The organism is Arthrobacter sp. B1I2 (genome assembly GCF_030816485.1).
GTDB lineage: Bacteria > Actinomycetota > Actinomycetes > Actinomycetales > Micrococcaceae > Arthrobacter.
Window position 1 is genome coordinate 38,023 of record NZ_JAUSYC010000001.1, and the last position, 21,875, is coordinate 59,897.

A 21,875-nucleotide genomic window follows, 5' to 3' on the forward strand; every position below is an offset into this window, starting at 1 on the left:
CTGCAGCAGAGAGAGGTAATAACATGACGTGGCTGAACAGCGCCGCCCACGCACGATGGCTCGAGGCGGAAACCGACCGGCTCATCAATTTCGCCGCGGCATCCAAAGTCCCTACCGGATTCGGCTGGCTCGACAACAACGGCGCGGTTTTCACGGACAAGCCAACCCATCTTTGGATCACCGCGCGGATGACGCACAGCTTCGCTGTGGCCGCCCTGATGGGACGGCCGGGTGCCGGAATGCTCGTCGACCACGGCATAGCGGCTCTCACCGGAGTCCTGCACGATGATGAGTTTGGCGGCTGGTACGCCGAAGTGGACGGGAACGGCCCGGTGAATGACACCAAGTCCGGCTACCAGCACTCTTTCGTGCTCCTCGCTGCTGCCAGTGCCGTTGCGGCAGGACGCCCCGGCGCCCGGGAATTGCTCGGCGAGGCGCTGCGGATAGCCGACACAAAATTCTGGGACCACGAGGCCAACATGTGCTTTGACTCGTGGAACCGGAACTTCACGGAAACCGAGGCGTACCGTGGCGGGAACGCGAGCATGCATTCGGTCGAGGCATACCTGATCGTCGCCGATGTGACCGGGGAGGACCGCTGGCTCAAGCGGGCCCTGCACATCGCCGAAGTCCTCATCCACAAATTTGCGCGCAACAACAACTACCGTGTGTTCGAGCACTTCGACCCCGCGTGGAACCCCATGCCGGAGTACAACACCGATGACCGAGCCAGCCAATTCCGCGCATATGGCGGAACCCCCGGCCACTGGGTCGAGTGGGCGCGACTGCTCCTCCACCTCCGCGCCGGGCTCGAGGCGCGCGGCCTGGACGTCCCGGCCTGGCTGCTGGAAGACGCGCGGGGCCTGTTCGACGCCGCCATCCGGGACGCGTGGGAACCGGACGGCCATCCGGGATTTGTTTACACGGTCGACTGGGAAGGCAAGCCGGTTGTCACCACCCGCATTCGTTGGGTACCCGCAGAGGCAATCGGGGGCGCTGCAGCCCTCTACATCGCCACCGGCGAGAAGAAGTATGCGGACTGGTACGAGCGGATTTGGGACCACGCCCACGACTGGTTCATCGACTACGAGCACGGATCGTGGAAGCAGGAACTTGACGAGAACGGCAACGTCACTTCGACCGTATGGTCCGGCAAGGCGGACATCTATCACCTGTGGCATTGCCTGGTGGTTCCCCGCCTTCCGCTGGCACCCGGGCTCGCTCCAGCGGTCGCGGCAGGCCTGCTGGACGCACGTCTTAGCGGAACCGTCCAAGGCGCGGAGCCTGCCGGCCCCTGACTTCACCGGCCGCACCGGCGTCTTCCATCCACCTTCACGTCTGAAACCCCTTCCGAAAGGACAACCAATGCCTGCCATCTCCACCCAGGAACCAGTCCTGAATGTCACCGCTGGGGCCGGCGAGCCCCTGAACCTGCGCATCGAGACCGGCGTACCGGCGGCGGTGCGCATCGAAGTGCAGGGCGTGTGCACCTGCCAGGGCGCCTCCCGCCGGCCAGGGTCCTACACGGACACCGATTTCGGCGCGCGGTAGCCCGGCTCCAAGGGGCCGGGAAGCAGGGGCGGCGCCGCTGCAAAGAGCCGCCCGGGGCTGGAACTGAAGAACGTGTCACGTCCATGACAAGCCGTTCGATCCGGTAAATTTAAGGGAGGAATTGCAGGCGAGCAGAGCCGCATTCCAACCCCCTTCCCTTGAATGGACCACTCCCCCATGTCTTCCGCGATCCCCGCGCCGGAACCTGCCCGCTTTCCCTATGCCGCGATGGTGGTCCTCGCCACCATCGCCTTCACCGCCATCACCACCGAGCTCCTCCCGTCCGGCCTGCTGCCCCAGATCAGCACGGGCCTGGGGGTGTCCGAGCCGGTGGCCGGCTACCTTGCCGCCGCCTACGCCGCCGTCATCGTTATCACGGTGGTTCCCGCGGCCCGGCTGTTGGGAAAGATCCCGCGGCATGCGCTGTTGGTGGGGCTGGTCCTGACTTTTGCGCTCAGTAATGCGCTGGTGGGACTGGCACCGGACTTCACCGCGGCGATGATCGCACGGCTGGTGGGCGGCCTGGCGCACGGGCTGCTCTGGACCACCATGGCGCCGTTCGTATCCCGCGTGGTCCCGGCAGACAAAGTGGGCAAGGCCCTGGCGATCGTGTTCAGCGGCAACAGCCTGGGCCTGGCCATCGGAGCCCCCGTGGGCACGGCCCTGGGTGTATTCCTGGGCTGGCGTGCGGCGTTCCTGGTGCTGGCGGGGTTCGGCGTGGTCCTGACCGTGCTGGCGTTTTGGCTGCTCCCCCGCGTCCGGCGGATCACCGACGCCGCCCGGCCGTCCCTGCGCAAGGCCATCGGCCAGCCCGGCGTGAAGTCAGTGGCCGTCGCCTGGCCGCTGCTGGTGCTGGCCCACTTCGCCCTGTTCACCTACATCGCGCCGTTCATCCGCGAGGCGAGCCTGCCAGACTACGCCATCAGCCTCTCCCTCACTGTGCTGGGCGGGTCCGGTCTGCTGGGCATTTGGATTGCGGGGCTCACCGTGGACTCGCGTCCCCGCCGTTCGCTGCTGATAACGACGGCAGGGATCGCCGCATCGATGTTCCTCCTGCCCCTGGCGGTGGGAAACCTGCCCATGGCCCTGGTGCTGATGACCATTTGGGGCGCCGGCCTGGGCGCGATCGGCATCTACAACCAGTCGGCAATCCTCCGTGCCGGCGGCGAGTACAGCGAGGCCGCGAACGGGCTTACCGTCCTGACCATCCAGCTGGGGATCACCATCGGCGCACTGTACGGTTCCGCGGCCCTGGTGGTGGGCGGCCCGCTTCTGGTTCCGGTGGCTGCCGCCATACCTGTGGTTGCCGCCCTGCTGATCACCTTTGCCGGGAAGCGGTATGCCTACCCGCCCGGCCCCCGTGAACGCATCTGGCTGGAGCCCCGGCCGGTGAAGGACAGCATTACGGATCGCGCATAACCACCCGCACCTGGTCAGTCGCGGTACTTGGCCACCGTAAACAGGAACGTGGAGTCCTCTTCGGCGTGGAGGCTGTGCAGGCCGGGCGGGACGACCAGCAGGTCGCCGGGCTTGCCCTGCCAGGAGTCCCCGCCGGCCCGAAGGCTCACGCATCCCTGGAGCACGAAGACGGTGGCGTCGCCGGGATTCTGGTGCTCGCTCAGCTGCGTTCCGGCTGTCATGGCCATGACCGTCTGGCGGAGGATCTTTTCGTGGCCGCCGTACACGGTGTCGGCAGCCCTGCCGTTCGTGGAGCCGAGGGCAGCCTCGAGCTGCTGCCGGGCCAGCGCATCGATCGATATCTTCTGCATGCGCCCAAGGCTACCCACCAGCCGTCATCCTGGCGACCAATCCGCCCCGGCTCCCCACCCCCACTTTTGCGAAGAGCGATTCGACGTGGTCATGCAGCGTGTGAGGAGAGATCGGGAGTGTGCATGTCAACTTCGCCCCATTAGCCCGAAGTTGATAGAGCTTAAAGGATGCTAGACGTCCTGAATCCCGCCCTGCCCTTCATTGCCATGGCCCTGGCGGTGGTGGTCGGGCTCGCACTGTCCTGGCTGCTCCGCAAGGTGGTCCTCCGCCTGAACCGGAAGCGGCCCGAACTGCAGGCCACCTCACGCGTGGCCCGCCAGCCGCTGCGGCTGGCACTGTGCCTGGTGGGCGTCCGGACCGCGCTGGGGCTTACGGCTGACAGCGAAAGCTGGCACGCCGGCGTCGACCATTTCCTGCTGATTGCCCTCATCGGCGCGTTCGCCTGGCTTGCCGTTGCGGTGCTGCTCATCGTTGAGGCAGTGGTGCTGAACCGGCACAGCGTGGACGTGGCGGACAACCGGCGGGCACGGCGGCTGCGCACCCAGATGATCCTCGCACGGCGGATCGCCGTGGCACTGGTGGTGGTGCTCGCCGTCGGCACCGCGATGCTGACTTTCCCGGCCATCCAGGCGCTGGGTGCCGGACTTCTGGCGTCCGCAGGCGTGATCTCCATCGTTGCAGGCCTCGCCGCGCAGACGTCCCTGGTGAATGTTTTCGCCGGCATGCAGCTGGCTTTCACCGACGCCATCCGTGTGGACGACGTGGTGGTAGTGCAGAAGGAGTGGGGCCGGATCGAGGAAATCACGCTCACCTACGTGGTAGTGCATCTCTGGGATGACCGCCGGCTGATCCTGCCGTCCACCTACTTCACCACCACGCCTTTCGAGAACTGGACCCGCCGCCAGTCCGAGGTGATGGGCACCGTGGAGTTCGACCTCGACTGGCGCGCGCCCGTGGAGGACATGCGCACCGAGTTGCGCCGCGTCCTGGCCGGGACGGAGCTGTGGGACGAGCGAGTGGGCGTCCTGCAGATCACCGATGCCACCGGCGGTTTTGTCCGCGTCCGGATCCTGGTCAGCGCGGCGGACAGTGCGGCGCTGTTCGACCTGCGCTGCCTGGTCCGCGAAACCATGGTGACATTCCTCCAGCAGAACCATCCGCAGGCCCTGCCGCACCAGCGCTGGGAGCAGGCGGCGGACGACGCCGGCACGGCCACCCGGCGCGGGGCACCATTGCGGGGGCTGGGTTCGCCCGGGTCCGGCGGTGCGCGTCCCCCGGCAGACCCGCATGAATCGCAGCTGTTCACCGGTTCGATCGAGGCGGTGGAACGGTCGCGCGCCTTCATTGGACCTGGCGAGGAGGTGTTCGAGGAGCGCGACCGGAATCTCGCCTCACGCAACTGATCCCGGCGGGATCAGCCCGCAAACCCTTGATATGTGACCATTAAGTCACCTATTATTGCTGTCATGGACGACGTGTTCAAGGCACTCTCCGACCCCACCCGACGGGATCTGCTCGATGAGCTGTTCCGCGAGGACGGCCAAACCCTGAGCTCCCTTGAAGCACGGTTCGACATGACCCGGTTCGGGATCGCCAAGCACCTCCGCATCCTGGAGGACGCAGGCCTGGTGGTGACCCGCCGTCGGGGCCGGGAAAAGCTGCACTTCCTGAATCCGGTCCCCATCCGGCTGGTCCACGACCGCTGGGTCAGCAAATACGCAGAACCATGGGCCGCTGCCCTCAGCGACCTCAAATCCAGATTGGAAAGTCCCATGGAAAAGATCTTCGAGATTTACATCAAGACCACCCCCGAACGGCTCTGGGAAGCCATTACGGACAGCGATATCCGCAGCAAGTACCAGTTCGGGAACACCCTCGAGGCCGACTGGTCCCCCGGCGGCCGGTTCGTCATGGGCAACCCGAAGGCGGGCGCACCTCTGGGCGAGGGCGAGAACCTGGAGGTGGACCCGCCCCGCCGCCTGGTGCAGACCATGCGCGCCCTCTGGGGCGAGGACGTCAAGGCCGAGGGCACCTCCACCGTCACCTGGGAGATCGAACCCGTGGGCGATTCCTGCCACCTCACCGTTACGCACAGCGACCTGCGCGAGGGTGCCAACGAACAGCTCTACGGCGGCTGGCCGATGATCCTCTCCGGGCTGAAGACCTGGCTCGAAACGGGCGAAAAGCTCACCACGCCGGGCTCGCTGATGTACACGTAGGGCACGACGGCGGCCGTCACCCAAGATTGGAGGACGGCCGCCGCACTGGTTCCTGCTGAGGCGCTGCTAGGGATGCTGCCCAGCGCGCGGGATGCGGACGAGGACCGGGCCCAGGCGGTCAGGCGAGAGAGTCACCTGCACTGTCCGGCCGGCGGATTTCACAGTGCCGCCGGGGCCGGCCACCGAGGCTTGGTCCAGCGCGAACTCGTTGGGGTTGAGCTCGAGCACGGCGGACGCGTCTCCGGAACCGTCAACGAAGGCCACCACTTCGGTCCCCCGGTCCACCCAGCGGATCCAGGAATCGTCCTGGCTGCTGGCCGGCGCGCCAGCCAGGGGAGCCGCTCCCACCAGATACTGCTTTGCCGTTGCCATCCAGCGGCCCAGGCCGGTCAGGGCCTGCCGCTGGATTTCCGGGATGGTGCCGTCTGCCCGTGGGCCCACATTCAGCAGGAAGTGGCCGCCGCGGGAGACGACGTCGGCCAGATGGCGTGCCAGCTGCGGACCCGTGAGCGACTGTTCCGGGCCTTCCACCTGGTTGAACCCGAACGAGAATCCGATGCCCCGGCAGTTCTCCCATTCCGCCTCCGACTCCGACTGGACCGAATGTTCATACTCACTGGTGGCATAGTCCTTGTGGGTTTCCCCCCAACGGTCATTGACCACGCCCTCCGGGTTGACCGAGTAGAAATGCTCGAACAGCTTGCCAAGCCCGTGCTCGCCGAAGTGCTTGCCGGCGTCGGGCCATTCGATATCGTTCCAGAGAACATGGGGCCGGTACTTGTCCACCAGGTCCACGACGTGCTCGTACGCGTATGCGGCATACTCGGCGTCCTTGGGGCGGGACGAACCGTGGACGCTTTCGCTGGTGATGTGCGGCGGGAGGTGACGCACATGCCAGTCAAGTCCCCCGGAGTAATACAGCCCCAGCTTCAGCCCCCGGTCGGTGACGGCCTTTGCGATTTCCCCGATCAGGTCTTTCCGGGGCCCGCGATGGACCGTATTCCTCTCCCCGGTTCCCGGGGCATCCCAGAGGGCGATTCCGTCATGGTGCTTGGTGGTGGGAACTACATAGTCGGCGCCGGCAAAACGGAACAGCTCCACCCATTCGGCGGGATCAAACTGCTCGGCTTTCCACTGGTCCAGGAACGCATCGTAATCTTCGCCGTCGAAAGTTTCCTTATGGTGCTGCTGGGCGGGACTGCCGTCAATCCGGATGGTGTTGTAGTACCACTCCGCATACGGGTTGTGGGTGAACCATTCCTTGTCGTCTTCTATGGTGCCCAGGGCTCCGATGGGCTCGGCCCAGGCGGGGACGGAGTAGGCGCCCCAGTGGATGAAGATGCCGAAAGGGGCGTTCTGGAACCACTCCGGCATGGGCCGGGACAACTTCTTCCACTCGTCAGGGCTGGCCATGGCGTCGGTCATGTTGCACTCCAATTCGTTCAGTCAGGAATCTTGGTGGGATAGGGAAAATTGGGGTCCAGGGCGGACTTAGGTGATCCGGCGGCTCAACGCCCACCGAAGCCGCCCATGCTCACGCCCTTCACCAGCTGGTGCTGGAGGAGGATGACCACAAGGAGGCTGGGAATCACGGCGACGGTTGCGGCTGCCATCAGCGGTCCCCAGTCGGTTCCGCGTTCACCGGAAAACATGGAGAGCCCCAGCGGAATGGTGGCCTGTGAGACGTCATTGATGACGATCAGCGGCCAAAGGAAACTGCTCCAGTAATCGATGAAGCTGAAGACGGCCACGACGGCCAGCGGCGCGCGGACCAGCGGCAGGATGACGCTCCAAAGGATCCGCATTGAACCCGCACCGTCAATCCGGGCCGCCTCTTCGAACTCAACCGGCAGGGAAAGAAGAAACTGGCGGATGAGGAAGGCACCGAACGCGCCGAAGGCAAAGGGGACGATGAGGGCCGGCAGCGAATTCACCAGGTCCAGCTTGTTCATCATGATGTAGAGGGGGATCACCAGGACTTCCTGGGGCAGCACCAAGGTTCCGAGGAAGACGAGGAACAGCTTGTCCCGGTGCTTGAACTGCAGCCGGGCGAAAGCGTAAGCGGAGAGCAATGACACCACGGTGGTCAGCACCGCCCCTAAGACGGCCACGAGGAAACTGTTGATGATGACCCGCCCAAACGGAATGGCGGTCCACGCCGTGACGTAGTTCGACCACTCCACCCGTGACGCCAGGAAACTGGAACCCGTGGAAAATATTTCGGAGGTGGGCTTCAGCGACGTGGCGAACATCCAGATGAACGGGAAAAAGAAGGCAAGCCCCACGAGGATGACCCCGATCCGGCTGATGTAGCGCCCCGTGCGCCTCCGCGTTCGTACCGATCTGGTGCGCCGCCGGTGAGCAAGGCGCTTGTCCGCGTCCGGTTGGGCGAGCGTTTCAGTTGTCATAGTTGACCAGCCTCTTTTGCTGCGAGAACTGCAGCGCCGTGATGAGCATGACGATCACAAACAGGGCCCAGGCCAGGGCCGACGCGTAGCCGAGCTTGTCGAAGGAAAAACCGTTGCGGTAGAGGTAGAGAACAATCGTGTTGGTGGAATCACCGGGGCCGCCGAGCGTCAGCAGGTACGGCTGGGTGAACACCTTGAATGAGCCGATGATGGTCATGACCGTGCAGAAAAAGAGCGACGGCGACAGCATTGGCAGCACCACGCGGAAGAACCGCTGCCACGCCCCCGCGCCGTCAATGCGGGCCGCTTCGAGCAGATTCGGTGAGATGGCGTTCAGCCCGGCTCCAAGGACGATGATGTTGTAGCCGATCCCCTGCCACACTGACATTGCGATCAGCGACCCCATCGCCAGTCCGCTGTCGCTGAGCCACGATGGACCGTGTATGCCGAGGGTGGCAAGGAAACTGTTAATAACACCGTCGTCGGTCAGCATGAGCCGCCACACCAACGCGTTGGCCACCATGGGCGTTACCACCGGAATGAAGAACAGCACGCGGAAGAAGGGGCCCCAGCTGCCCAGGCTGTGGAGCCACACGGCCACACCCAGGGCTGCAACGAGGTTGAAAACCGTGTAGCACACGGCGAAGAAAAGGGTGTTCCCAAGAACCGTCCAGAAGACGGGATCCCCCGTAAGCATCCGAATGTAGTTGTCCAGCCCCACGAACTTCGGTGTGCCGAACAAAGGCCAGTCGAACATGCTGATCACCAGCGAAGCAACCAGCGGAAGCACAATGAAGATCAGGAACCCGAGCATTCCGGGGGCCAGGTAAGCCACGGCGAGCCTGCCATGACCACTGCTGGCAGCAGGCCTCTTCACGCCGTCTTTTACAGCAAGCGTAGGTAAAGCAGTCATCGTTGACCTGTTCCATCAAGGGGGCAGGCTCCGCTGCGGGAACCCGCCCCCGGGAGATTACTTGGCTGAGTTCATGATGGTGGAGAGGAGTTCCTGCGCGGTCTTGGTGCCGCGGAAGCCTTCTCCGGAGTACTGGGTGAAGTTGGTTTCCACCTGGTTCCAGCTGGGCGTGGTGACCAGCGGCCGCCCGCTCTTAAGCAGGGCCTGCACAACGGCGACGTCGGCGGCCGGCTTGGTACCTGCCCAGTCCTTCACGGCGGACTCAACAGAGGGCACTGTCCCGCGCGCGGCACCGACGGCCCCGATCACCTCGGGAGTGGTGATCTTCATGATGTTCTTGAAGGCTGCCTCCTTGTCCTTGCAGGACGCGCCGATGGCAAACGCGGACCCTTGGATCATGCCGACGCTTTCTCCCGAAGTGGAAGGGATGACGGCGATGCCCACCTTGCCCTGGGTCTTGGTAGTCAAGGTGTCGTACATCCAGGGACCGTCAATGATCATGGCTGCCTTGCCACTCATGAACTGCTGCTCCGGCACGTCGGTTCCATCCGACGCCTGAGGGGCGTTGCCGAGCTTCTCCTTCGCCACGAGGTCGAACGCGAACTGCTGGTCTTTGACGAGGCCTTGGTTCGTGAGATCAAGCTTTCCATCCTTGACCGGTTCGTTCCCGTTGGCGAAGGCCATGGGAAGTCCCGGGCCGGAGCCGAAGCCCGGCGGCACGGCGAGACCCATCACCCCGTCTTTCGTCAGCGCTTTGAGGTCCGCGGCAAACTTGCTGGTGGTGTAATTGGTGGTCGGTTCCTGGACGCCCGCGGCGGCGAGGAGGTCCTTGTTGTAGTAGAGGACCACCGGCTCCGCGTCATAGGGGATGCCCCGGAGGCTGCCGTCAACGGTCAGGCCGTCAATCATTGCTTTGTTGTACATGGACACATCCATGTTGTTGCTCTTCACCATGTCATCCAGGGGAACCGTCAGGTCCTTGAGCTCCTGTGCGCGTGCGGCCTGAGTGGTGATGATGCATGGCGCTCCCGAGCTGGACAGCCGGGTCTTGACCTTGGTCCAGTAGTCGTTGAAGCTCGGCCCTTCAAGGGTCAGGTTGAACGCGGGGTCCTTCTTCTTGGCCGCGTCCACAAAGGCCTGCCATTGCGCCCGGTCGTTTTCGTTAGTGATCCAGGTGTACATCGAAGAAGCTTCCTTGCTCTCCCCGGACGAGGACCCTGTGCTTGAGGAACCACAGGCAGTAAGGGCGCCTGCTGCGAGGGCGGCCACGGCTGCCGCTGTGAGCAGCTTGCCGGTAACGCGGTTATTCGACACGACGAATGTCCTTTCATAGCTGGGGAACAAAGGCTGCCCGGCGACGTCCTCGTGGCCTGCCCGCTGTGATTTCCGCAACCTTTGTCCCCAACAGAATGAACCTCCCCCGATTGCAAAGTCAAGGAATCATCTGATCTTTTTCTATGCTTGACCCGCATTCCCTACTGATATGACCGGATAGCCCGGTGTCTTACCCGACAAGGTCGGATGAATCAGCTTCCTGACTCTGTCCTTCAAGCCCAGATGCGGGGATGGTGGTGACGTAGTCCTCAACGGCATACAAATGGTTGGCCATCCGCGTCCGGGCCCGGTCGACGTCATGCCGGCGCAACGCCTCCAGGATCCCCAGGTGCTCCCGGTGTGTTGCCAACAGCCCTTCATTGTCATGGAGGGAGCGCCACATGCGGCCGCGGATCGTATTAGTGGAGACGGTCTCGATCAGGGCTGAAAGCACATGGTTCCTGGATGCCTCGGCGATCAGCCGGTGGAATTCGATGTCGCACTGCATGGCGCCGGCGTGATCGATGGGTGAGGCATGGATAGCAACGTGCGCCCGTTCCAAAATCTTTTCAGCCTTATCGAGTTGCTCCGCGCCAATGCTGACTGCGGCCGCCGCTGCAGCCTCCGTTTCAAGGGCCCGCCGTACCGTGTGCACTTGGTTGGCACGCTCTCCGTCCTGCAAGCCGACCCAGAATTCCATTGCCGACAGCAGGGCTGCGGGCTCCAGTCGGGTGACAAAGGTGCCGGCACCCTGCTTGGTTTCCAGAATGCCCATGGTGGAGAGCGCCCGGACCCCTTCCCGAAGGGAGCCGCGGGACACCTGAAGCTCCGCTGCCAGGTCCTTCTCGATGGGGAGCCGGTCCCCCGGCCGGAGTCGCCGCGAGGACAGCATCCGCTTCACACCCGAGATCACGACGTCGGTCTGGGACATCGAGCCATTGGCATTGTCGCTGGTCATGACAGCCGCCTTTCCTGGTACTCCTTCAGCTGATACTGCACGTAAAAATCCACTTTCATCTGATGTATCCCTTGGAAAAGCCGGGCTGACCCTATATTCTCATCAAATACTTCCAAATACATCAGATGATGCCCGCAAGGTTGCTAGAGCGTCGTCTTCATAGCCTGAACCTGGAGGGCTTACCTTGCCACATATCACCGGTTTTGACGTATTCGACGTCCGGTTTCCCACTTCACTCTCGGCGGACGGCTCCGATGCCATGAACCACGACGCGGACTACTCAGCGGCCTACATCGTGCTCAGAACAGAGGATCCCGCGGTATATGGGTGTGGCTTCACCTTCACCATCGGCCGGGGCAACGAGATCTGTGCGGCGGCCATGGAGTTGAGGGCCCGTCCGCTGATGGGCAGGGACGTCGATAGCGTATGTGACGACCTCGGCGGGACCTACCGCGGGCTGAAGCGGGACTCGCAAATTCGGTGGCTCGGCCCGGACAAGGGTGTGGAGCACCTGGCCCTCGGTGCCGTCATGAATGCGGTGTGGGACCTCGCGGCCCGGAGTGCGGGAAAACCCTTGTGGCGCCTGCTGGTGGACATGACGCCGGAGGAAATTGTCGATGCCGCGGATTTGACCTATCTGTCGGACGCCCTCACCCGGGAGGAGGCCCTGGGAATCCTGGCCAAGCTCGCCCCCACACGGGATGAGCGCGTCCAGCAGCTGACGGAAGCCGGCTATCCCTGCTACACCACGTCCGCCGGCTGGCTGGGCTACTCAGACGAAAAGCTTCGGCGCCTGTGCCAGGAGGCCGTGGACCAGGGCTACCGCCACATCAAGCTCAAAGTAGGTGCCTCGCTGGAGGAAGACGTCCGACGCCTCCGGATCGCCCGGGAGGTGATCGGACCCGAGGGCAACCTTATGATCGACGCGAACCAGGTGTGGGATGTGCCGCAGGCAATCGACTGGGTGAAACAGCTCTCCGAGTTCAATCCGCTGTGGATCGAAGAGCCCACAAGCCCCGACGACATTTTGGGCCACGCCGAAATCCGCAGGGCCGTCCAGCCGATCGGGGTGGCCACCGGCGAGCACGGCATGAACCGGGTACTTTTCAAGCAACTGTTCCAGGCCGGCGCAATCGACTACTGCCAGCTTGATGCCTGCCGTCTTGCCAGTGTGAACGAAGTGCTGGCCGTGCAGCTGATGGCGGCCAAGTTCGGCGTCCCGGTTTGCCCGCACGCCGGCGGCGTGGGGCTGTGCGAGCTGGTCCAGCACCTGTCCATCTTCGACTTCATCGCCGTCTCGGGAGATCTCACCGGCCGCGTCACGGAGTTCGTGGACCACCTGCATGAGCATTTTGTGGACCCCTGCATCATCAAGGAGGGCGCCTACACCATGCCGGCCAACCCCGGCTACTCCGCGGAACTCAAGGAGCAGACCCTGGAGGAATTTTCCTTCCCCTGGGGCAGCTACTGGGCCGGGACAGACAAGGGCAGGGCGGAACAGGACTGGCGCGCCGGCAACGCTGCAGGCCGGGTTGCCTTCGCCAGTGCCCGGCTGGAGGCGACGGCATGATCAACTACACACTGACCCACCCGGGGCTGCTGGCAGCACTCGCCGAATCAGGCCACGGATCGCAGATCCTCGTAGCGGACGCGAACTATCCGCACAACACCGGTGCTCCGGCCTCCGCCCGGCGCATTGCCCTGAACCTGCGGCCCGGCCTGCTCACCATTGACCAAATCCTGGAGGTTCTGGTCGACGCCGTCCCGCTGGAAGCGGCGGCTGTCATGACTCCCCCGGACGGGAACTGGACAGAGGCAGTCAAAAGCTACGAACGCGCGCTGGGCGCCCAGGTTCCCATCACGTCCCACCAGCGTTTCGACTTCTACGACGCCGCACGTTCGCCGAATGTCGCCGTCGTCATCGCCAGCGGGGATACCCGGCACTACGCAAACCTGCTCCTGACCATCGGCGTCCGCCCCGACGGCACGGCGTGACGGGGAACCGCCCATGGAAGTGACTGACTCACACGTCCATCTCTGGGACCCCGCCGCGCTCGACTATGCCTGGCTGGCGGACATCCCCACCCTCAACAAACCCTTCCTGCCGCCGGACCTGCCGCACACGCCGGCCAACACCCGGGCCGCAGTCTTCGTCCAGGCAGACTGCCGGGCGGACCAGGCCCTTAAGGAAGTGGACTGGGTCAGCAGCCTCAGCGCCGACTGGCCGCAGCTGGCTGGCATCGTGGCCTTCGCGCCGATAAGCCGCGGGGACAAGGTGGCAGCGGACCTTGGCCAGCTGCTTCAACGGCCCCTGGTGCGCGGGGTGCGGGAACTGTTCCAGGACCAGGATGCGTCCTTTATCCTCGACACCGCGACCCTGGCAGGAGCACGGCAGGTTGCCGCGGCAGGGATGACGTTTGACGCCTGCATCCGCTTCGCGCAGCTTCCGGCGCTGGCCGAGTTTGCTGACCGCGTCCCGGAACTGGTCATCGTCCTCGACCATATGGGCAAGCCGCCAATTGCCAGCGGTGCGATTGCCGCCTGGAGTACGGGAATGCGGGAACTCGCCAGGCGCCCCAACGTCGTCGTCAAAATTTCGGGGGCGGGCGCGGAAGCGGACCGCGGCCGGCCGCTGGCGCCCCAGGCCCTGCCGTTCATCGCCGAGACGCTGCAGCTTTTCGGGGCGGAACGGTGCATGATCGGCAGTGACTGGCCTGTATCCCTCAGCGGCGTGGACGAATACCAGGAATGGATCAATACCGTCATGACCGCGATGGCTGGGGCCACGGAAAGCGAACGGGAGGCAGTGGCCCATGGCACCGCCGCCCGCACCTATCGGCTCGAAACAGCCACCACCAAGGCAAAGGACTGACAATGCAAGCAGAAACCCGCACCATCCCCGGCACCGCGGTGCACCTGCCCGTGCTCGGGTTCGGCGGCGCCCCCATCGGCAACCTGTACCGGGAAGTGCCGGACCAGGAGGCTATCGACGCGGTCACCACCGCTTGGGACGGCGGCATCCGCTACTTCGACACAGCCCCCCACTACGGGCTGGGGCTTTCGGAGCGCCGCCTGGGTAGAGCCCTCGCCGGGCAGGACCGCAACAGCTACGTGCTCAGTACCAAAGTGGGCCGTCTGCTGCGGCCCAACCCGTCACCAGGCGGAAAGGACACCGAAGGCTTCGACGTCCCGGATGAGCTAACCAGGGTCCGGAGCTATTCGCGCGACGGAGTGCTGCGCTCCATCGAGGAAAGCCTCCAGCGGCTCGGGACTGACCGGATCGACGTCGTCTACATCCACGACCCTGACGACTACTGGACCGAGGCCGTCAACGGTGCCGCGCCAACCCTGTCCGCGCTAAGGGATGAGGGCGTCATAGGTGCCTGGGGCGCAGGCATGAACCAGTCCGAAATGCTTGTCCGTTTCGTCGCCGAAACGGACATCGATGTGGTCATGCTGGCCGGCCGGTACACACTGCTGGAGCAGGGAGCAGCCCGGGAGCTGCTGCCGGCCTGCCTTGAGCGGGAAGTGGGTGTGGTGAACGTGGGGGTCTTCAACTCCGGCCTGCTCTCCAAGGAGCGGCCCGCCGCTGATGCCACCTACAACTACGCCCCCGCTCCGAAGGAACTGCTGGACAGGGCCAACCTGCTGGCGGACATCTGCGAATCACACGGCACCACGCTCCCGGCCGCCGCACTGAAGTACCCGTACCAGCACCCGGCCGTGACCAGCGTGGCGCTGGGCATGCGGACCCCGGCGCAGGTAAAGCAGAACCTGGACCTGGCAGCCCAGTCCGTCCCGGAATCCTTGTGGGACGAGCTGCGCGAGCGCAGCCTGATCGCCTGAATTCCACAATCACCCGCCAGACCGCTAGAAAGAAGACCAATGCAATTTGCGCGCATAGGTGCCCCGGGCAAGGAAGTGCCCGCCATCCTGAAGAACAACAAGTACTACTCCCTGGAGCAGGTGGCGCCGGACATCGACGCCGATTTCTGGGAATCGGACGGGCCGGGCCGGGCCGCGGCGGCGCTGGCCGCCGGTGACCTGGCAGAGCTTTCCGTTGACGGCGCCCGGATCGGTGCTCCCATTGCCCGGCCGTCCTCCGTGATCTGCGTCGGCATGAACTACGCCGCCCACGCCGCCGAGTCGGGCTCGAATCCGCCAACGGTGCCCATCATTTTCCATAAGGCCCCCAACACCGTGGCAGGGCCGTTCGACGCGGTGGCGATTCCGCGCGGTTCCACCAAGACGGACTGGGAAGTGGAGCTGGGTGTGGTCATCGGGCGGCGGGCTTCCTACCTGGACTCCCCTGACCAGGCGCGGGAGCATATCGCCGGCTACGTCACCGTGAACGACCTGTCCGAGCGGACCTTCCAGCTGGAGGTCTCCGGCGGCCAGTGGTCCAAGGGGAAGAGCTGTGCCGGCTTCTGCCCCACCGGCCCTTACCTCGTGACGCCGGACGAGTTGGACGCCGCGGACCTGCGACTGCGCAGCTGGGTGAACGGTGAGATCCGGCAGGACTCCAGCACCCGCGACCTGATTTTCGGTGTGGAGCAGGTCATCTACGACCTCAGCCAGTACCTGGTGCTGGAGCCTGGCGACCTGATCTGCACAGGCACTCCCGAGGGCGTTGCCCTCTCCGGCCGCTTCCCGTACCTCAAGGCGGGGGATGTCGTCGAGATCGAAGTGGCCGGGCTCGGCCGGCAGCGGCAGGAATTCTTCCAGGGCTAGAGCGGCCGGAAACGAAAGGACCAAGCAATGGAGTTTGCAGGACTAAAGGCAATCGTCACCGGCGGGGCATCCGGGATCGGGGCAGCCACGGCGGCGCTCCTCAAGGAGCGGGGCGCCGCCGTCGCGGTCCTGGACCTGCAGCCCGAACAGGCCGCGGACGGGCTGATCGCCATCAGGTGTGACGTGTCCGATGACGCGGCAGTCCGCCGGGCAGTGCAGGAAGCGGCGGAACGGCTCGGCGGAATCGACATCGTTGCCAACAATGCCGGCGTGGGTGCGCAGGGCACCATCGAATCGAACGACGACGACGAATGGCACCGCGTGTTCGACATCAACGTGGTGGGCATGGTCCGCGTCTCCAGGGCCGCCCTGCCGTACCTGCGCGAGTCCAGCCACGCGGCTATCGTCAACACCTGCTCAGTAGCGGCGACGGCCGGGCTGCCCCAGCGTGCCCTCTACAGCGCCACCAAAGGGGCAGTACTGTCGCTGACGCTCAGCATGGCGGCGGACCATCTGCACGAAGGGATCAGGGTCAACTGCGTGAATCCCGGCACGGCGGACACGCCCTGGGTTGGCCGTTTGTTGTCTTCGGCGCCGGACCCCGCCGCAGAACGTGCGGCGCTGGAAGCACGCCAGCCGCACGGCCGCCTCGTTGCTCCGGAAGAGGTTGCGGCGGCCATCGTGTACCTGGCCAGCCCGCTGTCCGGATCCACCACCGGGGTGGACCTCGCCGTCGACGGCGGCATGCAGGCACTGCGCCTGCGGCCCCGCCCTGCAGCGTCCTGACTCAGTCACCCGGCGGTGGCGTCAGCGGGTCCATTGCTCGGTAGTGTCGTGTCATGGACAGCGGCGCCCTGGTTAATATCGCTTTGGTTCTCGGTTTCGTGCTGGTGGGCGGAGTGTTTGCCGCAGCCGAGATGGCCCTGGTATCCCTGCGCGAAAGCCAGGTGCGCCGCATCGAGAAGTCCGGCGACACCGGCGCCCGGACTGCCGCCCTGGCCCGCAACCCCAACCGGTTCCTGTCCACCGTCCAGATCGGCGTGACCCTGTCCGGATTCTTCTCGGCGGCGTATGGGGCCTCAGCGATCGCGCCCGCCGTCGTACCCCTCCTTGAAGCCCTCGGGCTGGGTGCGGCGGCCGGGCCCGTGGCCTTCACCGGCATGACCCTGCTGGTGGCTTATCTTTCCCTGGTGTTGGGCGAACTCGCCCCCAAAAGGCTGGCGATGCAGCGCCCTGTTGCCTTCACCAGGATTCTCGCACCGCCGCTGATTTCGCTTTCGAGGATCATGCGGCCCGTCATCTGGCTCCTGTCCGTGTCAACGGACGCGGTGGTCAAGCTCTTTGGCGGCGATCCCGGTGCCAAGCGGGAAAGCATCACTTCCGAAGAACTCTGGGACATGGTGGCCGGGAACGAGCTCCTCGAAGAGAGCAGCCGCAACATCCTGGCCGGTGTGTTCGGCGCCGGGGACCGGACGCTGCAGGAAGTGATGCGGCCCCGCACGGAAGTGACGTTCATCGACGGTGCCATGACCATTGCCGAGGCCCGCAGGATGGTGAGGGACGGCCCGTATTCGCGGTTTCCGGTGATCGGGAGGAACCCGGATGACGTCCTCGGCTTCGTGCACATCCGCGACCTGATGCCCCGCGACAAGGTGCAGGACCAGGCGCCCGTACGGGAGATCGCCCGGCAAATCCTTCCGTTGCCGGGAACCAACCGTGTGCTGCCCTCGCTTTCCCGGATGCGCAAAACCAACCAGCACATCGCCCTGGTGGTGGACGAGTACGGCGGCACGGACGGCGTGGTCACGCTCGAAGACCTGGTGGAGGAACTGGTGGGCGAGATCTACGACGAGTACGACACCGGCGCCGAGCACGAGGACCGCGTCAACATGGCCAACGGAGTCCTCGACGTGGACGGCGGCCTGATCCTGCAGGAGTTCAAGGCAGCCTCCGGGATCGCCCTCCCGGAGGGCCACTACGAAACGGTGGCCGGGTTCATGATGGACCGCCTGGGCCGCCTGCCGAAGGAAGGTGACAGGGTGCAGATCCCCGGACATGTCCTGACGGTCCTCAGGATGGACCGGTTGCGGATTGCGCGGGTCCGGGTCACGCCGGTTGCAGGCCAGTCCGGCGGAGTGGCCTGCTAAGAGGCTCTGGACGACGGCGGCACTGGCGGGCCGGAGGAAGGTGACCTTATGTCCGTGCACACGCGGTCCCTGCGCCAGGAGCTGCCCATCGGGGACCAATGGCCCTAGGCGCAGGAAGGAGCAGCGGTCAAAGTTGGGGCTCCTCTACCCCCGGCAGGCAGGAACATCACAATGTTGACGAAACGGATCGCCCTCATCGGCACCACCCTGGCGCTGGCCACTGCGGCTTTCGCGGCACCCGCACACGCTGCAAGCAGTGACGGCGCGGACGTCAACAGGACTGACTACTGCGTAGACGGAGAATATTACAGGGCCTGCCACGAGGGCATCACTGTGGGCAACCAGATCCAGACACCGGGCGGCATCCAATCATTTTCGTCGTCGGGCAAATCCCTCGACACTTCGTCCAGTTCGTGGGACGGATACTACGAAGAGGAATACACGACCCGGACACACTTCCACGAACTGCAAAAGGACGGACAGCTTGTCGAATTAGGCGACCACCGCATGCAGCAGACTACGCAAATTAGTCCGGAAAGCAGTGGACCCTGCATTGACCTGGAGGATTTCCATACGACTAATGACAGCGTTCAATACTTGCGGGAGACGGCCTACTGCAGATGAGGGCCCGCTGAAGTCCCGCCGCGCTGACACAAAGTGGAGCGCGGCGTGAACCTATGCGGCAAGGCTTCGATCTAGGAAGGTGAGCGTGCGGGTCCAGGAGTCCGCGGCGGCCCCGGCGTTATATGTGTACTTGTTGGTCTCGTTGAAGAAGGCGTGGCCTGCGCCCGGGTAGACCACGGCTTCGAAGTCCACCCCTGCTGCCCGCATCCGCGCCTTAAGCCCGGGCAGCTCCTGCATGAGCGCTGTGTCCTGCATCCCATAAAAGGCCAGGACGGGGCAGCTGATGGCGCGCAGCTCCGCGTCCTTGAACTCAGCGTGGCCATAGAAAGGAACGGCGGCACGCAGCCTGGGTTCGGCAACTGCCAGCGAGAAAGTGTAGGTGCCGCCCAGGCAGAATCCTGTGACGGCTACCCTCCCGGCAAGTCCCGGCACACCATCCAGGTGGGCAAAGCACATGCGGAGGGCGGCCACCGCATGCTTTGCATACTCGGGGGAGCGCATCGGCGCCATGTGCTTCCGCAACTGCGGCTGGGCATTGCTGCGCTGCTGGGGATCGAACGCCGCCTCCTGCAACTCCCCGCTGAGGTCTGCTGTTCCCCCGGCTCCGGACAGGAGGTCCGGCGCCACTGCCAGGAAGCCCTCCGCCGCGAACCGATCTGCCACTTCCTTTGTATGGTCCACCAAGCCCCACACTTCATGGACCACCACCAGCCCGCCCTTGGGAGGTCCGGCCGGTTCGCTGACGTACGCCTGAAGAGACTTTTCGGCACCCAGAGTCATCATGTTTTCCATGCGGCCAGCATGGCACGCTCCCCCGGGCCTTCCTAGGGGTACGCCTATGCCTTCTGCTGCCGCCAGAACACGGAGATTCCGAAGGTCACGACACAGAGCACCAGCATGGCCAGCACCATCCGCATCCAGCTGTCCTGGTGCACCCCGCCGGACGCGAACACCCCGATCATCACGGTGGCGGTAATCGCGCCCACGTAGCGGCAGGTCTGGTAGATCCCGGCCGCGACCCCGCGGTCCTGCGGGCGGGTGGACACGAACATGCCCTGGTTGGAGGCGATGCTCACGGTCCCGTACGGGATGCCCATCAGTGCCGTCAGCGCCACCACGATGGGGATGGCCAGGGTGCCGGTGAGCAGCCACATGAGTGCAGCCGCCACGGTCAACAGGACGACGCCGGCAAGCAGCACCCGCCGCACACCGAACCGTCCCATGGCGGAGACAGCCCACGGGGTGGCTATCACGGACATGCCGGCCAGGGGCAGCATCAGCAGGCCCACCACGCCGGGATCGTAGCCGCCGGCTTCCTGCAGCAGTTGCGGAAGGCCGAAAAAGGCGAAGTAGTAGACGCTGCTGAACACGGCGAAGGCCAGATACACCAGCATCAGGGGCCTGTTCCGGCCCAGCAGACGCAGGTCCAGGAACGGTTTGGCGAAGCGCAGCTCGCGCCAGGCAAACAGCGCTGCGAGGACGGTTCCGGCGGCCAGCATCAGCCAGCGGTAGCCCGGCGCCACGTTCAGCGCGGCCATCATGACCAGCAGGAGGGCGCCGATGAACCCGGTGATGCCCGGGACGTCGGAGTCGCGGACAAGCTCCGCGACGCTGCCGCGTTCCCGGACCTGGTCCGGCGGCGCGGCCTTGCGCACGATCAGCAGCGCCGCCAGCGCAAGGGGGACGTTGATGAGGAACAGCCACTGCCAGCCCGCAAAACCCACCAGCAGGCCGCCGACGACCGGACCCACGGCAGCTGCCGACGTGTTGGCCATCTGCAGCCGGCCCAGCGGGCGGGCGGAATCCACTTTGGCCCGGTGCGCGATGGCACCCACCATCACCACGGCACTGGGATAGGCCGTGGCAGTGCCCAGCGCCATGACCGCCCGCGCCACGCACAGCAGCGCGAAGTTTGGGGCCAGCGGGGCCAGCGCGCAGGTGATGGCCACCAGCCCCATGCCCAGGCTGAACATCCGCCGGGGCCCGAACCGGTCTGCCAGCCGGCCCATGACGGGCTGGCCGGCCGCGGAGGCCAGGTAGAAGGACGTGACTACCCAGGTGACGGCCGCGACGTCGAGCCCGAAGTCGGCGCGCAGCACCACCAGGGCCACGGCGATCATGGAGGAGTTCAGCGGGTTCAGCGCCGTGCCCAGGCTGAGGCCGGCGACGGCCAGGGCAGTCCGGGGGTTGTTGCTCACGGTAACAGTCTGGCCTAAAGCTTGCGCCACGGGCGACTTGGCGGACTTCCCGATGGTGTGGCGAGCGCTACTTGGCTGCCACCCCGACCGGGAACAGTGCGTCCTCCACGGCCCGGGTCAGGTCCCTGATCACCTCGGCCTGGCCCTCATCCGGAACGCCCTCGGGGTTTTCCGTGTAGATGACCAGCGCGAAGGTGGAACCGCGGTAGCTCAGGAGCGCGGCGTCATGCAGTTCCCCCGAGACCTCCCCGTACTTGTGGTAAACGTCCACTCCGGACCGTGACCCCGCCGGAATGAGGTCTTCATTATTCGTGTCCTGCATGTAACTGAGCAGTTGCGCCGTGTTGTCCTTGTTCAGCAGCTCACCCGCGTGGAGCTTCTTCAGGATTAGGGCCATGTCCGCCGCGGTCAGGAGGTTTTGTTCGGGGTCGTAGGTGACGCCGATGGAGTCCGCGTAGGCAATCAGCTGCGGGTATCCGACGGCATCCATGAGCAGCAGCCAGGAGTCGTTGTTGCTGTCATTGACCATGGCCTCGAGCTGGAACGCGGCGTCGTAGTCGCCCATGGCGTCATCCAGGCTCGCCTGCCCGCTTTCCACCAGATGGTAGTAGGCGGCGGCGGTGAGGACCTTGGCAGTGCTGGCAGCAGCGAACGTGCCCTCGTCACCGAACGTCCGCTCCGCGCCGCCGGACACGTCGGCGAGCGCCAGTCCGATCCGGTATTCGTCCGCCTCACTGAGGATGTTGTCCACGCGGTCCTGCAACGACGGCGGAGCGGCCGCCACCGGCGCCGCCGGCACCGCAGGCTGGGTGGGGACCACTGCGCCCGACCGCGGCTCGGACCGGACCACGGCCAGGGTCATGGTGCCAACGATGGCCAGCACCACCGCGAGGGCCAGTACCAGCAACCTCCTGTGGCCCCGCTTCCTGCTGGAAGATGGCGTGCCGGAAGATGGCGTGCCGGAAGGTGGCTTGCCAGGCGCTGGCTGCGGAGCGTCGCGGCCTGGTTTGGGCACCACGGGGTGCACGGACATACAAGGGCT

Annotated in this window: 22 protein-coding genes; 13 read left to right on the forward strand and 9 right to left on the reverse strand. The window is 65.1% G+C overall.

The features are described from left to right. Window positions 1-23: 23 nt before the first annotated feature. From QFZ57_RS00175 to QFZ57_RS00185, 3 genes are all read left to right on the forward strand, one after another. Window positions 24-1,298 carry an AGE family epimerase/isomerase gene (locus QFZ57_RS00175; RefSeq protein WP_306897095.1) on the forward strand — a complete coding sequence of 425 codons (1,275 nt, stop codon included), beginning with the start codon at window positions 24-26 and terminating at the stop codon, window positions 1,296-1,298. Between the two features lie 67 nt (window positions 1,299-1,365). Continuing rightward, window positions 1,366-1,551, forward strand: coding sequence for a hypothetical protein (locus QFZ57_RS00180; RefSeq protein ID WP_306897097.1), 186 nt, complete (start codon window positions 1,366-1,368; stop codon window positions 1,549-1,551). Window positions 1,552-1,728: 177 nt separating this feature from the next. Beyond that, complete coding sequence (locus QFZ57_RS00185; protein ID WP_306897098.1) at window positions 1,729-2,970, forward strand: MFS transporter; 1,242 nt, start codon at window positions 1,729-1,731, stop codon at window positions 2,968-2,970. Between the two features lie 14 nt (window positions 2,971-2,984). Here the strand turns inward: QFZ57_RS00185 and QFZ57_RS00190 are convergent, their stop codons facing one another. Continuing rightward, window positions 2,985-3,320, reverse strand: a complete 336-nt coding sequence (locus tag QFZ57_RS00190) for a cupin domain-containing protein (protein ID WP_306897099.1) — start codon at window positions 3,318-3,320, stop codon at window positions 2,985-2,987. Window positions 3,321-3,488: 168 nt separating this feature from the next. Between QFZ57_RS00190 and QFZ57_RS00195 the strand changes: the two genes are divergently transcribed. Both QFZ57_RS00195 and QFZ57_RS00200 read left to right on the forward strand, forming a co-directional pair. Then, the gene (locus QFZ57_RS00195; RefSeq protein ID WP_306897101.1) at window positions 3,489-4,724 is read left to right on the forward strand and encodes a mechanosensitive ion channel family protein; all 1,236 of its coding nucleotides are present in this window, start codon (window positions 3,489-3,491) and stop codon (window positions 4,722-4,724) included. A 63-nt stretch (window positions 4,725-4,787) separates the two neighbouring features. After that, window positions 4,788-5,540, forward strand: a complete 753-nt coding sequence (locus tag QFZ57_RS00200) for an ArsR/SmtB family transcription factor (protein WP_306632585.1) — start codon at window positions 4,788-4,790, stop codon at window positions 5,538-5,540. 66 nt (window positions 5,541-5,606) lie between these two features. Here the strand turns inward: QFZ57_RS00200 and QFZ57_RS00205 are convergent, their stop codons facing one another. The 5 genes from QFZ57_RS00205 to QFZ57_RS00225 form a co-directional block, all read right to left on the reverse strand. Continuing rightward, window positions 5,607-6,965 (reverse strand): alpha-L-fucosidase, encoded by a 1,359-nt coding sequence (locus tag QFZ57_RS00205; RefSeq protein WP_306632233.1) that lies wholly within the window; start codon window positions 6,963-6,965, stop codon window positions 5,607-5,609. An 83-nt stretch (window positions 6,966-7,048) separates the two neighbouring features. Continuing rightward, window positions 7,049-7,948 (reverse strand): carbohydrate ABC transporter permease, encoded by a 900-nt coding sequence (locus QFZ57_RS00210; protein WP_306632234.1) that lies wholly within the window; start codon window positions 7,946-7,948, stop codon window positions 7,049-7,051. After that, on the reverse strand, window positions 7,938-8,861 hold the full coding sequence (locus QFZ57_RS00215; RefSeq protein WP_306897104.1) for a carbohydrate ABC transporter permease: 924 nt from the start codon (window positions 8,859-8,861) through the stop codon (window positions 7,938-7,940). Before QFZ57_RS00215 ends, QFZ57_RS00210 begins: the two co-directional genes overlap by 11 nt. 57 nt (window positions 8,862-8,918) lie before the next feature. After that, window positions 8,919-10,175 carry an ABC transporter substrate-binding protein gene (locus tag QFZ57_RS00220; protein WP_306632236.1) on the reverse strand — a complete coding sequence of 419 codons (1,257 nt, stop codon included), beginning with the start codon at window positions 10,173-10,175 and terminating at the stop codon, window positions 8,919-8,921. Between the two features lie 190 nt (window positions 10,176-10,365). Then, window positions 10,366-11,133, reverse strand: coding sequence for a FadR/GntR family transcriptional regulator (locus QFZ57_RS00225; RefSeq protein WP_306632237.1), 768 nt, complete (start codon window positions 11,131-11,133; stop codon window positions 10,366-10,368). Window positions 11,134-11,317: 184 nt separating this feature from the next. On the opposite strand from QFZ57_RS00225, the gene QFZ57_RS00230 reads away from it, so the two are divergent. The 8 genes from QFZ57_RS00230 (at window position 11,318) to QFZ57_RS00265 (ending at window position 18,635) form a co-directional block, all read left to right on the forward strand. Next, window positions 11,318-12,703: an L-fuconate dehydratase gene (locus QFZ57_RS00230; protein ID WP_306632238.1), complete on the forward strand. Its 1,386-nt coding sequence runs from the start codon at window positions 11,318-11,320 to the stop codon at window positions 12,701-12,703. Beyond that, window positions 12,700-13,128 carry an RbsD/FucU family protein gene (locus QFZ57_RS00235; RefSeq protein WP_306897108.1) on the forward strand — a complete coding sequence of 143 codons (429 nt, stop codon included), beginning with the start codon at window positions 12,700-12,702 and terminating at the stop codon, window positions 13,126-13,128. Before QFZ57_RS00230 ends, QFZ57_RS00235 begins: the two co-directional genes overlap by 4 nt. 13 nt (window positions 13,129-13,141) lie before the next feature. Next, on the forward strand, window positions 13,142-14,005 hold the full coding sequence (locus tag QFZ57_RS00240; protein WP_306897110.1) for an amidohydrolase family protein: 864 nt from the start codon (window positions 13,142-13,144) through the stop codon (window positions 14,003-14,005). 2 nt (window positions 14,006-14,007) lie between these two features. Then, entirely contained in the window at window positions 14,008-14,979 is a 972-nt protein-coding gene (locus QFZ57_RS00245) for an aldo/keto reductase (protein WP_306897112.1), read from the forward strand. Between the two features lie 39 nt (window positions 14,980-15,018). After that, entirely contained in the window at window positions 15,019-15,864 is an 846-nt protein-coding gene (locus QFZ57_RS00250; RefSeq protein WP_306897113.1) for a fumarylacetoacetate hydrolase family protein, read from the forward strand. Window positions 15,865-15,891: 27 nt separating this feature from the next. Next, on the forward strand, window positions 15,892-16,650 hold the full coding sequence (locus QFZ57_RS00255; protein WP_306897115.1) for an SDR family NAD(P)-dependent oxidoreductase: 759 nt from the start codon (window positions 15,892-15,894) through the stop codon (window positions 16,648-16,650). Window positions 16,651-16,703: 53 nt separating this feature from the next. Then, the gene (locus QFZ57_RS00260) at window positions 16,704-18,011 is read left to right on the forward strand and encodes a hemolysin family protein (RefSeq protein WP_306897117.1); all 1,308 of its coding nucleotides are present in this window, start codon (window positions 16,704-16,706) and stop codon (window positions 18,009-18,011) included. Window positions 18,012-18,182: 171 nt separating this feature from the next. Beyond that, entirely contained in the window at window positions 18,183-18,635 is a 453-nt protein-coding gene (locus QFZ57_RS00265; RefSeq protein WP_306897119.1) for a hypothetical protein, read from the forward strand. A 51-nt stretch (window positions 18,636-18,686) separates the two neighbouring features. On the opposite strand, the gene QFZ57_RS00270 is transcribed toward QFZ57_RS00265, so the two are convergent. From QFZ57_RS00270 to QFZ57_RS00280, 3 genes are all read right to left on the reverse strand, one after another. Next, the gene (locus QFZ57_RS00270) at window positions 18,687-19,427 is read right to left on the reverse strand and encodes a dienelactone hydrolase family protein (RefSeq protein ID WP_306897121.1); all 741 of its coding nucleotides are present in this window, start codon (window positions 19,425-19,427) and stop codon (window positions 18,687-18,689) included. A gap of 44 nt (window positions 19,428-19,471) precedes the next feature. Beyond that, complete coding sequence (locus QFZ57_RS00275; protein WP_306897123.1) at window positions 19,472-20,833, reverse strand: MFS transporter; 1,362 nt, start codon at window positions 20,831-20,833, stop codon at window positions 19,472-19,474. Between the two features lie 67 nt (window positions 20,834-20,900). Beyond that, the gene (locus QFZ57_RS00280) at window positions 20,901-21,866 is read right to left on the reverse strand and encodes a serine hydrolase (RefSeq protein ID WP_306897125.1); all 966 of its coding nucleotides are present in this window, start codon (window positions 21,864-21,866) and stop codon (window positions 20,901-20,903) included. Window positions 21,867-21,875: the final 9 nt, after the last annotated feature.